The following is a 13350-nucleotide window of genomic DNA, read 5'->3' on the forward strand; positions in this document are numbered from 1 at the left end:
TGCATACAGTATAATCTGCGGATCATGATTTCCTTTGCTGCATTGCCTGACCGGGAATGGCCGCTTTTTTCGCATGAAGCGCGCCGCATCGCCCACCTGGATATGGATGCCTTCTATGCGTCCGTAGAGCTGTTGCGCTATCCGGAATTGCGCGGCCAGCCGGTCGTCATCGGCGGCCGTTCGGTGGATCAGCCGGTGCTTCAGCCAGATGGCACCCGGCGCTTTGCGAAGCTGCGTGACTACACCGGGCGCGGCGTCGTCACCACCTCCACCTACGAAGCGCGCGCCCTGGGCGTTTTTTCCGCAATGGGGCTGATGAAAGCTGCGCAGCTGGCGCCCGACGCCATTCTTTTACCGGTGGATTTCGACGCCTATCGTCATTACTCGCGGCTGTTCAAGATTGCGGTCGCAGGCATTGCACCGCATATCGAAGACCGCGGCATCGATGAAATCTATATCGATCTGAGCGAGCAGCCCGAAGACACCAGTTCGCTGGCCCGGCGCATCAAGCAATCGGTGCGCGACGCGACAGGCCTGTCGTGTTCGATTGGCGTCGCGCCCAACAAGCTGCTGGCGAAGATCTGTTCCGACCTTGAGAAGCCGGATGGCACGACCATTCTTTCGATTGCCGATATACCGGGCCGGATCTGGCCGCTGCCGGTCCGTAAAATCAATGGCATCGGCCCCAAGGCTAATGGCAAACTCGAGGCGCTTGGCATTCGCACGATTGAAGAACTGGCCAGGGTAAAACCTGAACTGCTTCAGGAACATTTCGGCCGCAGCTATGCCGCCTGGCTGCTTAATGTAGCGCAGGGTATCGATGACCGCTCAGTCGTTACCCGCTCCGAGCCCAAGTCGATCAGCCGTGAGACGACATTTGAACGCGACCTGCATGCCCGTCATGACCGCCAAAGCCTGTCCGGCATTTTCACGGCATTATGTGAGCGGATCGCCGAAGACCTGCGCCGCAAGGGCTACGTTGGCCGTACCATCGGCGTCAAACTGCGCTATGCGGATTTCCAGATCGTTACCCGTGACCTGACCTTGCCGGCGCCGACCGCCGAGGCGGCAAGCATTCGCCAGGCTGCCGGCGAGTGCCTGCGGCGGGTACCGCTGGAGCAGCGCTTCAGGTTGCTCGGCGTACGGGTGAGCGCGCTGTCCAGACCTGATGAACCGCATGGCGAACCTGATTTTTTTCAGACGGAGCTGCCTTTTGCCGACTAGGTGTAGTCGCCGGCTGCCAGATACGTGCTGTGGCAGAACCGGCATGCCTGCGGGGCGATGCCATACCACCTGACTGTTACTACAGCCTCACTTCACCTGCACCTTGAAGTAGTCCGGATTGGGCGGCGGATAGGCCAGTTTCATCCCTTGCATGGTCTCCGCCACCACCGAGGCGATCGCCAGGTTGCGGTGCGACTTGCTGTCGGCCGGAATCACATACCAGGGCGCATCGTCGGTGTCGGTTTCGGTGATCGCCTTTTCATACAGGTTCTGGTAGTCGTCCCAGTACTTGCGTTCTTCCAGGTCGTTCAGGTCGACCTTCCAGTGCTTTTCCGGATCGGCCAGGCGTTCTGCCAGGCGCTGCTTTTGTTCGTCGCGTGAGATGTGCAGGAAGAATTTCAGCAGCACTGTGCCGGTTTCGCTCAGCATGCGCTCGAACTCCTTGATGTGCTGGTAGCGGCGCTTGCATTCCCTGGCGTCGATCTGGCCGTGCACCGCAGGGTATAGCACGTCTTCGTAATGACTGCGGTTGAAGATCACCAGTTCGCGCTGCGCCGGCACTTCGCGGTGGACGCGCCAGAGATAGTCATGCGCGCGTTCAGTGACGCTGGGCGACTTGAAGGAGACGGTACGCACGCCGAGTGGGTCGAGGCGATGGAACACGCCGCGTACCGTGCCATCCTTGCCGCTGGTGTCCATGCCCTGCAGGATCACCAGCAGCTTGCGGCGGTCTTCCGCATAGAAGATGTCCTGCCAGGCGGAGATCTGTTCGGCCAGTTCGGCGGTGCGGCTCAGGTCGGCCGCCTTGTCGTCGCCGGACAGGGGCTTGTCGTTGGCGGCTGTTTCTTTCAGCTTGAGCGGAAGTTTGGCGCGGAGGAGTTGTTGTGCGTTCACGCTGTGGCCCTTTCGATGAAATCGGCTTGCCTGTTTGGCACAGGATAGCGTGTCGTGCGTCATTTGTGTTGCTGTGCTTGCCCCGGCTTTCAGGCGCCGTCGAGCGGCAATGAGGTCTTGTTGAGCACGCGCCGCAGCACGAAGCTGGAATGCACGCCGGTGACGCCTTCGATACGCGTGATCTTGTTGAGTAGCAGCTCCTGGTAGGCATCCATGTCGCGCACCACGACCTTCAACTGGTAATCGGCATCCTGGCCGGTAATCAGCAGGCACTCCAGCACTTCCGGCAGGCCGCCCACGGCGCTTTCGAAATTGACGAAGCGCTCCGGAGTGTGGCGGTCCATCGAGATATGCACCAGCGCCATCAACGTCAGGCCGAGCGCCTTGGCATCCAGCAGCGCGCGGTAACCGAGAATCAGGCCGCTTTCCTCGAGGGTGCGCATGCGTCGCAGGCAGGACGAAGGCGACAGACCGATGCGGTCGGCCAGGTCCTGGTTGCTGATGCGGCCATCCTGTTGCAGGACTTCCAGCAGGTGACGATCGTGGCGGTCCAGTTGCATGGGATTGGGGAGATTTTGTTGTCTTCGAATGAATATTCTTTATTATAGTCATAAATTGCAATTAAATTGCAAAATAACGGAATTTCAACCAATTATTGCAAGCACATTGCGCGGCAGATACGGTAATCTTTCACTTGTCGGTTACCCCGTATAAAGAAAGAAAATCATGACAGCATTTGACCACCGCAAGTATCGCCCGGCCCCCGCAATCAACTTGCCCGACCGCCAGTGGCCGAGCCGCACCATTACCCGTGCGCCGCGCTGGGCTAGCGTTGATCTGCGCGATGGCAACCAGGCCTTGCTGGAGCCGATGAATGTCGGCCAGAAGCAGCGCCTGTGGGCCTTGCTGGTCAAGCTCGGCTTCAAGGAAATTGAGATCGGCTTTCCGTCCGCTTCCCAGCCCGATTACGATTTCGCCCGCTGGCTGATTGAAGCAAAGCAGATTCCCGACGATGTTACGGTGCAGGTGCTGGTGCAGGCGCGCGAGGACTTGATCGTGCGCACTTTTGAAGCCTTGCAGGGTGCGAAGCGCGCCATCGTGCACGTGTATAACTCGACTTCGACCGTGCAGCGCGAGCGCGTCTTCGGTCTCGACCGCGCCGGCATCGCTGATATCGCCCGCCAGGGTGCGGCCATGGTCAAGCGCGAAGCCGACAAGCATCCCGAGTGCGAATGGACCTTCGAGTATTCGGCCGAAAGTTTTTCCAATACCGAGATGGATTTCGTCGTCGAGGTGTGCGAGGCGGTGATGGATGTATGGCAGCCGACCGCGGCCAAACCCTGCATCATCAACCTGCCCTCCACCGTCGAGAGCAGCACGCCGAACGTGTATGCCGACCAGGTCGAATATTTCGCCACCCACATCAGCCGGCGCGATGCGCTGATCCTGTCGGTGCACACGCATAACGACCGCGGCTGCGGCGTGGCTGCCGCCGAGCTGGCCGTGCTGGCCGGTGCCGACCGCGTCGAAGGCACCCTGTTCGGCAACGGCGAGCGCACCGGCAACATGGACATCACCACCATGGCGATGAACCTGTACAGCCAGGGCATCGATCCCGAGCTCGACCTGTCCAATCCCGACGAAATCATCGCCGTTACCACCGAATGCACCGGCATCGCCCTGCATCCGCGTCATCCGTGGTTCGGCGAGCTGGTGTACACGGCGTTTTCCGGCAGCCACCAGGATGCCATCCGCAAGTGCCTGCACCAGCAAAAGGAAGACGAAGCGTGGCAGGTGGCCTACCTGCCGATCGACCCGAAGGACCTCGGTCGTGATTACCAGGCGGTGATCCGTGTCAACAGCCAGTCGGGCAAGGGCGGTGTCGCCTTCGTGCTGGAGCGCGACTATGGCCTGGTGCTGCCGCGCTGGCTGCAGGTCGAGCTGGCGCAGGTGGTGCAGAAGGCCAGCGAAGCGGTCAGCGGCGAGATCGACAGCGCCAGCATCCATGCGCTGTTCCGCCAGCATTTCGTCGCCGATAGCGGCGCGCTCGCCTTGCAGGGATACCAGATCCGGCATGAAGGCGGTCATGATGCCGTCGATGCGACGGTGGACGAGAAGGGCGTCAGCTGCCAGTTGCGCGGCGAAGGCGAAGGCGCCCTGTCTGCCTTCATCAATGCGCTGATGCGCTATAGCGGCCGGCAGATCAACGTGGTCGATTACAGCGAACATGCGATCGGCACCGGCACCGATGCCGAAGCCGCGGCCTACGTGCAGCTGAATATCAATGGTCAGCGCTACTCGGGCGCCGCCTTCGACCATGACACGGTGAGCGCCTCGCTCAAAGCGGTACTGTCGGCATTGAACCGGGCGCGGGCTGCCGGCGGCAGCGACGTACTGGCGGCTTGAAGCGACTGGATTGAAAGGGTGTAATGGAATCGAAGCGGATTGAGGACGATACCCGCGTATCTTCGCCCTGCATCGGGATTTGCCGCATGAACGCATTTACGGGATTATGTGCGGGGTGCGATCGCAGCATGGATGAAATCGTGCAGTGGAGCAGTGCTACGGACGATGAGAAGCGCGCGATTTGGCAGTTGATCAGGCAGCGTCGGCAGGCGCCGCGCTGAAGCCCGGCTGATCGTTCGTTCTTACGCCCCGGCGCCGAGGAACCGGCCCAGCACCGCATTGAATTGCGCCGGTTTTTCCATCGGCAGCGCATGCCGTGCATCGGTGATCACTTCCAGTCGCGCGCCGGCGATCTTCGCCACATACGCTTTCTTCATCGCCAGCGGCGTGTAGTCGCGGTCGGCGGCGATCGCCAGCAGCGGGCAGGCAATTGCGCCGATGCGCTCTGCCACGCTCCAGCCGATCAGCGCGCCGAACGCATGCAGGTAGACTTGCGGGTCGTTGCGCGAAGTCCGCTCGATGAAGCGCTCGCGTTCTGCGCGGTTTTCCGGCTTCGGGAAAAGGTGCGGGCCGATCAGGCCGGCCAGCCTGGCCATGCCCTTGCGCCTGACAATGTAATTGCGCATCCAGACCGCGAATTTTTCCTTGAGGGTGCGTACCGTCGCGTCCGGGCCGCTGTTGACGATGGTGAGCGTTTTCACCAGCGCCGGCTGGTCGAGCGCCAGCTGGAAGGCGACCGCGCCGCCCAGCGAAATGCCGACCACGTGCGCGGCATCGATTCCCAGCCCGCGCAACAGGCCGGCGGTGTCGGCGGCGAACTGCGCGATACTGTAGGGGCCGGCCGGCTTGTCCGACTGGCCATGGCCGCGCAAGTCGAAGCTGATGACCTTGTGGCGCTGCGCGAATGGCGCAATCTGGGCTTCCCAATCCTCCTTGCAGGAACCCAGCCCGTGGATGAATAGCAGCGCAGACCCGTCGCCGTGGACTTCGTATTCGATATCGATGCCGTTGACTGCGATGCGCGCCATGCCGGGTTCTCCCTTTTGTATTTTGTAATCACCGTTCACTATAGTGATTTTGCGGCCGGGCGCCACTAGCCGGGTGGAGAGGCGGCCGGTCTTGACAGGCGCTGTTTTAAGCCGCGCGCCGCCAGCGCGTAGCCGCCGTCGCTGCCATCGACGAAGTGCTGGTGCTGGCCGTTGTAGGACTGGACAATACAGGTCAGCAACGCCAGGCGTGACTTGTGGGTGCCGTAGGCCAGCCGGCCGGCACGGTATTCTCCTTCCAGCCAATCTTCCAGTTGCATGGCCTGGGCATCGCTGCCGTCGATGACCATGCGCAGCATGCCGTCGAACTTGCGGAAATCGGAGTTTTGCACCAGTTCGTCGCGGTAGCGGCTCCAGCGCACGGCTTTGGTGTCGCGCCCCAGCGCGAACAGCAGGCGGCCGGCGAGATTGCCGCACACCATGCGGGCCAGATAATTCAGCCGTTGCAGCGGCGGCCGGCGCTGCGCGCGTACCTGCAGTTCGTGCGAAAGCAGGCGCGGCCGCAGCGCCAGGCGCAGGCGATCGACTCGCAGCGGGTGGTATTGCGCGACATCGCCGTAGATGGCCTCGATCCGTTGCAGCACCCGTCCATAGGTGTCGAGATTGGTTTGCGCATCGGCGGCGGTGGCCGCGACCAGCAGCGCCAGCTTGTGGTCGTTGAAGCTGGGCACGCCCTGCCAGCGGCATTCGAAGCCCTCGAAGCTGCCCTCGGCCGGGCCATCGTCCTCGTTCACCAGCAAGGCGCCGCTGGCGTCGGCCGCCTTGACGCGCCGCTCGGCTTCTTCCCAGCCGCGTCCGGACAGCACGGGTTGCGTCACGTGCGGGGAAATCCGCAATTTTCCCAGCCTCACCCAAAAACCTTGCGTGCTCAGTTCGCCGACCCGCACCAGACCGACCCGTAGGCGCAACTTGAAGGCTTCGCGGGCCAGTTTTTGCGCCGCCCGCAGGGCCGGCAGAATCTGTTCGCGCAGCGTCCCCGGCACGGCGAAGGTGGCGCCGTCGCCGCCGAAGACATACGGCAATTCAAGCGAGCGGTCGACGTTGACCACGGCCGCAATGCACGCCACGCCAACCGTGTTGACATCCTTGTAGGCGCCGGCTTCGATCGCCCGCGTCGAGTCGGCGACATCGGCGATCACGATCCACCAGTCGGGTGGAAGGTCGGCCTGCAGACGGCCCTGCGCGGCCTCGGCAAAGGAGGTCTGGGCCGGCAGCAGACGGTAAAAATCGGCGTTATCGGCGGCATTACCGGCAGCGATACCGGCGACGGTGCTGGGCATGGTGAGGATGCGGAATCGGTTGGTGGAACGGGCCGGCGTCGCCATCGCGGGCGCAAATACCGGAATGATTTGCTCAGGCTTGGTCTTGCCTTGCCTGCTTTGCTTTACACTGTCATTCGAGACTACCCCGGATTGACCGCTGATGCCAAGCGCATTGACTATTTTCTTGATTGCAGCATTGCTGTGTGTGGCGATGCTGCTGATGCTGCGTTACTTCATGCGCAGCGGCATTGCCGGCATCCGTGAGTGGGCGCTTGCTAACTTGCTGGCCTGTATCGCTTTCATCCTGTATGCGTTCGGCCGCGAACTGCCGCCACTGCTTGCCTACGAGGTTGCCAACGGTGTGTATGCGGCGGCGGCTGCCGTCATGCTGGTCGGCTTCCGGCGCTTTTTCGCGCGCCCGCCCCGCAAGGCGCTGCTGGCCGGCGCCGTACTGGCGCTGACCGTGGCTGCCGCCTTCTTCCATTATGTCCATGATTCCTTTGACGGGCGCTCGATCGTGGTGTCGCTGTTCCAGGTAGGCATCGCCGTCGCCATTGCCGCAACTGTGCTGCGGGCAATCAGGGTCAAGCGGCGCTCGCGCTATCCGTACCACTACACCTTTGTCATGGCGCTGGTGGTGGCCGGTGGCCACTTGCTGCGCGTGGCGGTGCATCTGGGCCAGTCAGGCGACATGACGTCGCTCCTGCAGCCGTCGCCGTGGAACCTGTTCTTCACCAGCGCCGGCACCATGGCGCTGCCGGCGTTGACGCTGGGCGCGGTGATGATGGTGCACGACGTCATGCTGGCCAAGGCGGAGCATGCGGCCAACCGCGACTTCCTGACCGGTGCCTGGTCGCGTCGCGCCTTCTTCGCCGTGGCCGATATCGAACTGACGCGGGCGCGACGCAGCCACCGCAGCTTGTCACTGCTGCTGTTCGATGTCGATCATTTCAAGTCGATCAACGACCGTCTTGGCCATGCCGCCGGCGACCGCGTGCTGGAGGATGCGGTGGCGCGCGCCGAGGCGGTGATCCGCAATGTCGATTACCTGGGGCGCATCGGCGGCGAAGAATTTGCGGTCTTGTTGCCGGAAACCGGCATGGAGGACGCGCTGGCGGTAGCCGAGCGCTTGCGCGCCAGCCTGCATGTGCCAGCCGAAGGCGTCACCGATTTTTCGGTCAGCATCGGCGTGGCGCTCCTGCGCGACGGCGACTCCTTCGCCGAATTGATGCAGCGTGCCGACGCCGCTCTGTACCAGGCCAAGCGGGGCGGACGCAACCGGGTCGAGCACGAGTCGGCCTGAGTCCGGGACGGCGCCGGCAACTGCCGCAAGTGGCGGCGGCCTCAGTTGTGCAGTGCCACTATGGCCGAGATGCGCGCCGCGGCCGCTTGCAGCGGCTCGAGAAATGCCTTGACCATCTGTTTGGCTGTCTTGCGCTGGGCATTGCCGCTGATATTGATGGCCGCAATGATCCTGCCCTGGCGGTTCCTGATTGGCGCCGACAGCGAAATCAAGCCCATTTCCAGTTCCTGGTCGACCACCGCCCAGCCCTGCTCGCGCACCACGGCAATCGCGCGGCGCAAGTCGTCGGGGGCGGTCAGCGTGCGCGGCGTGTGCGCGCGCAGGTCGGAATCGGCCAGCACGGCATCCAGTTCCGCCGCATTCAGCCCCGACAGCAGCACCCTGCCCATTGACGTGCAATACGCCGGCAGACGGCTGCCGATCGACAGGTTGATCGCCATGATCTTGTGGGTCGGCACCCGCACTACGTAGACGATTTCGGTGCGGTCAAGTACCGCGGCGGAGCTGCTTTCATGGACTTGCTCGACCAGTTCTTCCATGACTGGCCCTGCGCTGTTCCATAGCGGCATGGAGGTCAGGTAGGCGAAACCGAGGTCGAGGATCTTTGGCGTGAGGCGGAATAGCCGCCCTTCCGATACGACATAGCCGAGCGTCTGCAGGGTCAGCAGGATGCGGCGCGCGCCCGCGCGCGACAGGCCGGTGGCGGCGGCCACGTCAGACAGCGTTTGCACCGGGCGGCCGGCGTCGAATGAACGTATCACGGCCAGGCCGCGCGCGAACGAATGGACGTAAGAATCGCCAGGACGTTCCTGTTGGTCGTCCGCGGTCGCGGAAATGGCGGGGAAAACTTCGCTCATGGCCAGGGGTAGAGAGTCTCGTGCACAAAAGGGGGATGCCGGCGCGAAAATTGCGGGCAGTACGGGCGTCGGCGCTGCGGATTATACCAATCCGGGCTGGATTGCATGGCGATATTGATAATCATCATTCGCTTAAAAAGGGCAAAAAGCAGGTGCTTGGCTACAAATACATGCAAGAACGATGCCATTTATTTCATGTCCAAGGAAATATGACAGTCTCTTGACAGTCGATTTTTTCACGCCTAGAATCCGGGCAGCTGTTCGCTAATTGAACATTAGTTCGCTCTTAGAACAAATTATACCGCCCAATTACCGGCCTGGTGTACTCCCAAGTACCATCAACAAGGCAAATTAAATGATTAATAAAATCGTTTCTTCTCTGGCATCAGCGGTCGCCGACATCCACGACGGCGCCACCATCATGATCGGCGGTTTCGGTACGGCAGGCATGCCTTCCGAACTCATCGATGCGCTGATCGAACGCGGTGCACGCGAGCTCACCATCATCAACAACAATGCCGGTAACGGCGAAACCGGTCTGGCCGCGCTGCTGAAGGCGCGTCGCGTGCGCAAGATCGTTTGCTCGTTTCCGCGCCAGGCCGATTCGCATCACTTCGATGGCTTGTACCGCGCCGGCGAAATCGAACTGGAACTGGTCCCGCAGGGCAATCTGGCCGAGCGCATCCGTGCTGCCGGCGCCGGCATCGGCGGCTTTTTTACCCCGACCGGCTATGGCACCCTGCTGGCCGAAGGCAAGGAAACCCGCGAGATCGATGGCCGCCAGTATGTGTTCGAGACGCCGCTGCACGCCGACTTCGCGTTGATCAAGGCGCTGGCCGCCGACCGCTGGGGCAACCTGGTGTTCCGCAAGACCGCGCGCAATTTCGGCCCGATCATGGCTACCGCTGCCAAGACTGCCATCGTCCAGGTGGAACGCGTGGTGGAGCTTGGGGAACTCGATCCGGAAGCGATCGTCACCCCGGGCATTTTCGTGCAGCGCGTGGTCGCCGTTGGCGCCGCCGCAAAGAAGGAGGCTGCGTAATGAGCGAACTGAAGAAAAGGCTGACCCGCGATGAAATGGCGCAGAGAGTTGCGCGCGACATCCCGGAAGGCGCTTATGTCAACCTCGGCATCGGCGTGCCGACCCTGGTCGCCAACCATATCGGCAGCGACAAGGAAATCATCCTGCACAGCGAAAACGGCGTGCTCGGCATGGGCCCGGCGCCGGCCGCCGGCGACGAAGACGAAGACCTGATCAACGCCGGCAAGCAGTTTGTGACCCTGCTGCCGGGCGGCGCCTACTTCCATCATGCCGACTCGTTCGCCATGATGCGCGGCGGTCATCTCGACTTTTGCGTACTGGGCGCTTTCCAGGTATCCGAGCAGGGCGACCTGGCCAACTGGCACACCGGCGCACCTGACGCGATCCCGGCCGTCGGCGGCGCCATGGACCTGGCGCTCGGCGCCAAGAAGGTGTTCGTCATGATGGACCACCTGACCAAGCAGGGCGAAAGCAAGATCGTCAAGGCATGTGGCTATCCGCTGACCGGCCAGGCTTGCGTGGACCGCATCTACACTGATCTGGCGATGATCGACGTTACCGACGAAGGCCTGGTGGTGCGCGAGATTTATACCGACCTTGACTTCGACGCGCTGGTGGAATTGACCGGCGTGCCGATGAAGAACGGCATCCAGCAATAAACAAGAGACAGGAGACATCCGATGAAAGACGTATTTATCTGCGACGCCATCCGCACCCCGATTGGCCGTTATGCCGGCGCCCTTTCCTCGGTACGCGCCGACGACCTCGGCGCGGTGCCGATCCGCGCGCTGATGGCGCGCAATCCGGGTGTCGACTGGACAGCCGTCGATGAAGTGATCTACGGCTGCGCCAACCAGGCTGGCGAAGACAACCGCAACGTCGCCCGCATGTCGGGTCTGTTGGCCGGCTTGCCGCAGGAAGTCGGCGGTTCCACCGTCAATCGCCTGTGCGGTTCCGGCATGGATGCGATCGGTACTGCAGTGCGCGCGATCAAGGCGGGCGAAGCCTCGCTGATCATTGCCGGCGGCGTCGAGAGCATGAGCCGCGCGCCGTTCGTGCAGGGCAAGGCGACTTCGGCTTTCTCGCGTGCCGCGGAGATCCACGACACCACCATCGGCTGGCGTTTCGTCAATCCGCTGATGAAAAAAATGTACGGCGTCGATGCGATGCCGGAAACTGCGGAAAACGTCGCCGATGACTATGGCGTCAATCGCGCCGACCAGGATGCCTTCGCCCTGCGCAGCCAGCAGAAGGCCGCCCGCGCCCAACGCGACGGCACACTGGCGCAGGAAATCGTCGCGGTCGAAGTGCCGATAAAAAAAGGCGAAACCGTCAAGGTCGAAAAAGACGAACACCCCCGCGAAACCACGCTCGAAGCACTGGCCAAACTCAAGCCGATCGTGCGCCCTGACGGCACCGTCACCGCCGGCAATGCATCCGGCGTCAACGACGGCGCTTGCGCCGTGCTGCTGGCCGATGCCGACACCGTCAAGCGCTTTAATCTGACGCCGCGCGCCCGCGTGCTTGGCATGGCGACCGCCGGCGTGGCGCCGCGCGTCATGGGCATCGGCCCGGCGCCGGCCGCCAAGAAGCTGCTGGCGCGCCTGGGCATGACGATCGACCAGTTCGACGTGATCGAATTGAACGAAGCGTTCGCCTCGCAAGGCCTGGCCGTGCTGCGCGAACTCGGCGTGGCCGACGACGATGCCCGCGTCAATCCCAATGGCGGCGCGATTGCGCTGGGCCACCCGCTCGGCATGAGTGGCGCGCGCCTGGTCACTACCGCGACCTATGAACTGCAACGCAAGCAAGGCCGTTTCGCCTTGTGCACGATGTGTATCGGCGTCGGACAAGGGATCGCATTGGCCATCGAACGCGTTTGAATAAATGTAGCAAAAGCAGCAGGCAGTAATGTAGCAGGCAGTATCGGGGTTGTATTGCAGCAAGTGGTTTTGCAATACACCGTTAAAAAGCAAAACGAAAATCAGAATTATCTGGAGAGATCATGAATACCAAGTTCACCAAACTGTGCCGCCGTCCGTTGGCTGCCGCGATTGCCACCCTGGCCCTCGGAGGCGTCAGCGGCGCCGCTGTGGCGCAGGCCAAGCCGGGCGTTTCCGACGACGTCGTCAAGATCGGTCTGCTGCTCGACCTGTCTGGCGTGTACGCCGACATCGCCGGCCAGGGCACTGCAACCGCCGTGCAGATGGCGATTGACGATTTCGGCGGCAAGGTCAACGGCAAGAAGATCGAACTGGTGTTCGCCGACCACAACAACAAGGCTGACATCGCCGCTGCCAAGGCACGCGAGTGGTTCGATACCGCCAAGGTCGATGCCGTGCTGGACGTGGCCGGCTCAGCCACCGCGCTGTCGGCGCTGGAAGTGGCGCGCGCCAAGCACAAGATCATGTTCTTCAACGGCCCCGGCGTGCAGCGCATCACCACCGACCTGTGCGCACCGACCGCAGTTCACTACGCTTACGACACCTATGCACTGGCCAACGTCACTGCCAAGGCCATGGCCAAGCGCGGCGGCGACACCTGGTACTTCATGACCGTTGACTGGGCCTTCGGCGTTTCCCTGCAAAAGGCGGCGGAAGACGTGGTCAAGGAAGCCGGCGGCAAGGTGCTGGGCTCGGTCAAGCATCCGAGCAGCGCCCCGGACTTTTCCTCCTACGTGCTGCAGGCGCAAGCCAGCGGCGCCAAGGTGATCGGCCTCGCCAACTCGGGCGCCGATACCGTCAACTCGATCAAGGCTGCGCAGGAATTCGGCCTGATGAAGTCCGGCAAGCAGAAACTGGCTGGCCTGCTGCTGTTCATCAACGATATCCACGCCATCGGCCTGCCGACCGCGCAAGGCCTGATCCTGTCGGAAGCCTTCTACTGGGACCTGAACCCGGAAACCCGCGCCTGGTCGAAGCGTTACTTTGAAAAATCCAAGCGCATGCCGAACATGATCCAGGCTGGCGCTTACTCGTCGACCATGCAGTACCTGAATGCGATCAAGGCCACCGGTACCGACGACACCGATACCGTCATGAAGAAATTGAAGTCCACCCCGATCAACGACTTCTTCGCCAAGAACGGCAAGATCCGTGAAGACGGCCGTATGGTGCATGACATGTACCTGTTCGAAGTCAAGAAGCCGTCCGAGTCCAAATCGCCTTGGGATTACTACAAGGTGCTGAGTACCGTCCCGGGCGACCAGGCTTTCATGCCGCTGTCGAAGTCGACCTGCCCGCTGGTCAAGAAGTAATCACTGACCGGACGACTGCGCACTGCCCGCCGGGGATCTCCCGGCGCCGGGCAGTGCGCA

Annotated in this window: 13 protein-coding genes; 8 read left to right on the forward strand and 5 right to left on the reverse strand. The window is 62.2% G+C overall.

Annotated elements, in window-relative coordinates:
- Positions 1-24 precede the first annotated feature (24 nt).
- On the forward strand, positions 25-1224 hold the full coding sequence (gene dinB, locus D3878_RS15650) for a DNA polymerase IV (RefSeq protein WP_119786333.1): 1200 nt from the start codon (positions 25-27) through the stop codon (positions 1222-1224).
- An 87-nt stretch (positions 1225-1311) separates the two neighbouring features.
- Here the strand turns inward: dinB and D3878_RS15655 are convergent, their stop codons facing one another.
- Together D3878_RS15655 and D3878_RS15660 are read right to left on the reverse strand one after the other, a co-directional pair.
- The gene (locus D3878_RS15655; protein ID WP_420799540.1) at positions 1312-2118 is read right to left on the reverse strand and encodes a PPK2 family polyphosphate kinase; all 807 of its coding nucleotides are present in this window, start codon (positions 2116-2118) and stop codon (positions 1312-1314) included.
- 89 nt (positions 2119-2207) lie between these two features.
- The gene (locus tag D3878_RS15660; RefSeq protein WP_119786335.1) at positions 2208-2678 is read right to left on the reverse strand and encodes an Lrp/AsnC family transcriptional regulator; all 471 of its coding nucleotides are present in this window, start codon (positions 2676-2678) and stop codon (positions 2208-2210) included.
- A 166-nt stretch (positions 2679-2844) separates the two neighbouring features.
- Here D3878_RS15660 and leuA point away from each other — a divergent pair, with 166 nt between their 5' ends.
- Positions 2845-4524, forward strand: a complete 1680-nt coding sequence (leuA, locus tag D3878_RS15665; RefSeq protein ID WP_119786336.1) for a 2-isopropylmalate synthase — start codon at positions 2845-2847, stop codon at positions 4522-4524.
- A gap of 23 nt (positions 4525-4547) precedes the next feature.
- The gene (locus tag D3878_RS15670; protein ID WP_119786337.1) at positions 4548-4745 is read left to right on the forward strand and encodes a DUF1289 domain-containing protein; all 198 of its coding nucleotides are present in this window, start codon (positions 4548-4550) and stop codon (positions 4743-4745) included.
- Positions 4746-4766: 21 nt separating this feature from the next.
- Here D3878_RS15670 and D3878_RS15675 read toward each other — a convergent pair whose 3' ends face one another.
- Positions 4767-5552: an alpha/beta fold hydrolase gene (locus tag D3878_RS15675; protein ID WP_119786338.1), complete on the reverse strand. Its 786-nt coding sequence runs from the start codon at positions 5550-5552 to the stop codon at positions 4767-4769.
- A gap of 65 nt (positions 5553-5617) precedes the next feature.
- On the reverse strand, positions 5618-6895 hold the full coding sequence (locus D3878_RS15680) for a DUF3095 family protein (RefSeq protein WP_119786339.1): 1278 nt from the start codon (positions 6893-6895) through the stop codon (positions 5618-5620).
- Between the two features lie 109 nt (positions 6896-7004).
- On the opposite strand from D3878_RS15680, the gene D3878_RS15685 reads away from it, so the two are divergent.
- A complete protein-coding gene (locus tag D3878_RS15685; RefSeq protein WP_158592288.1) occupies positions 7005-8135 on the forward strand; it encodes a GGDEF domain-containing protein in 1131 nt (376 codons plus the stop codon).
- Positions 8136-8176: 41 nt separating this feature from the next.
- On the opposite strand, the gene D3878_RS15690 is transcribed toward D3878_RS15685, so the two are convergent.
- A complete protein-coding gene (locus D3878_RS15690) occupies positions 8177-8992 on the reverse strand; it encodes an IclR family transcriptional regulator (protein ID WP_119786341.1) in 816 nt (271 codons plus the stop codon).
- A 355-nt stretch (positions 8993-9347) separates the two neighbouring features.
- On the opposite strand from D3878_RS15690, the gene D3878_RS15695 reads away from it, so the two are divergent.
- The 4 genes from D3878_RS15695 (at position 9348) to D3878_RS15710 (ending at position 13290) form a co-directional block, all read left to right on the forward strand.
- Complete coding sequence (locus tag D3878_RS15695; protein WP_119786342.1) at positions 9348-10034, forward strand: 3-oxoacid CoA-transferase subunit A; 687 nt, start codon at positions 9348-9350, stop codon at positions 10032-10034.
- Complete coding sequence (locus tag D3878_RS15700; RefSeq protein ID WP_119786343.1) at positions 10034-10693, forward strand: 3-oxoacid CoA-transferase subunit B; 660 nt, start codon at positions 10034-10036, stop codon at positions 10691-10693. Before D3878_RS15695 ends, D3878_RS15700 begins: the two co-directional genes overlap by 1 nt.
- A 21-nt stretch (positions 10694-10714) precedes the next feature.
- The gene (gene pcaF, locus D3878_RS15705) at positions 10715-11917 is read left to right on the forward strand and encodes a 3-oxoadipyl-CoA thiolase (protein ID WP_119786344.1); all 1203 of its coding nucleotides are present in this window, start codon (positions 10715-10717) and stop codon (positions 11915-11917) included.
- 122 nt (positions 11918-12039) lie between these two features.
- Entirely contained in the window at positions 12040-13290 is a 1251-nt protein-coding gene (locus tag D3878_RS15710; RefSeq protein WP_119786345.1) for an ABC transporter substrate-binding protein, read from the forward strand.
- Positions 13291-13350 lie beyond the last annotated feature (60 nt).

This window comes from Noviherbaspirillum sedimenti, from assembly GCF_003590835.1.
Lineage (GTDB): Bacteria > Pseudomonadota > Gammaproteobacteria > Burkholderiales > Burkholderiaceae_D > Paucimonas > Paucimonas sedimenti.

Bases quoted from the DNA above. Each gene is read 5' to 3' on its own strand.
- dinB (WP_119786333.1), top strand. From the start codon at position 25: ATGATTTCCTTTGCTGCATTGCCTGACCGGGAATGGCCGCTTTTTTCG.
- D3878_RS15660 (WP_119786335.1), bottom strand. From the start codon at position 2,678: ATGCAACTGGACCGCCACGATCGTCACCTGCTGGAAGTCCTGCAACAG.
- leuA (WP_119786336.1), top strand. From the start codon at position 2,845: ATGACAGCATTTGACCACCGCAAGTATCGCCCGGCCCCCGCAATCAAC.
- D3878_RS15670 (WP_119786337.1), top strand. From the start codon at position 4,548: ATGGAATCGAAGCGGATTGAGGACGATACCCGCGTATCTTCGCCCTGC.
- D3878_RS15675 (WP_119786338.1), bottom strand. From the start codon at position 5,552: ATGGCGCGCATCGCAGTCAACGGCATCGATATCGAATACGAAGTCCAC.
- D3878_RS15680 (WP_119786339.1), bottom strand. From the start codon at position 6,895: ATGGCGACGCCGGCCCGTTCCACCAACCGATTCCGCATCCTCACCATG.
- D3878_RS15690 (WP_119786341.1), bottom strand. From the start codon at position 8,992: ATGAGCGAAGTTTTCCCCGCCATTTCCGCGACCGCGGACGACCAACAG.
- D3878_RS15695 (WP_119786342.1), top strand. From the start codon at position 9,348: ATGATTAATAAAATCGTTTCTTCTCTGGCATCAGCGGTCGCCGACATC.
- D3878_RS15700 (WP_119786343.1), top strand. From the start codon at position 10,034: ATGAGCGAACTGAAGAAAAGGCTGACCCGCGATGAAATGGCGCAGAGA.
- pcaF (WP_119786344.1), top strand. From the start codon at position 10,715: ATGAAAGACGTATTTATCTGCGACGCCATCCGCACCCCGATTGGCCGT.
- D3878_RS15710 (WP_119786345.1), top strand. From the start codon at position 12,040: ATGAATACCAAGTTCACCAAACTGTGCCGCCGTCCGTTGGCTGCCGCG.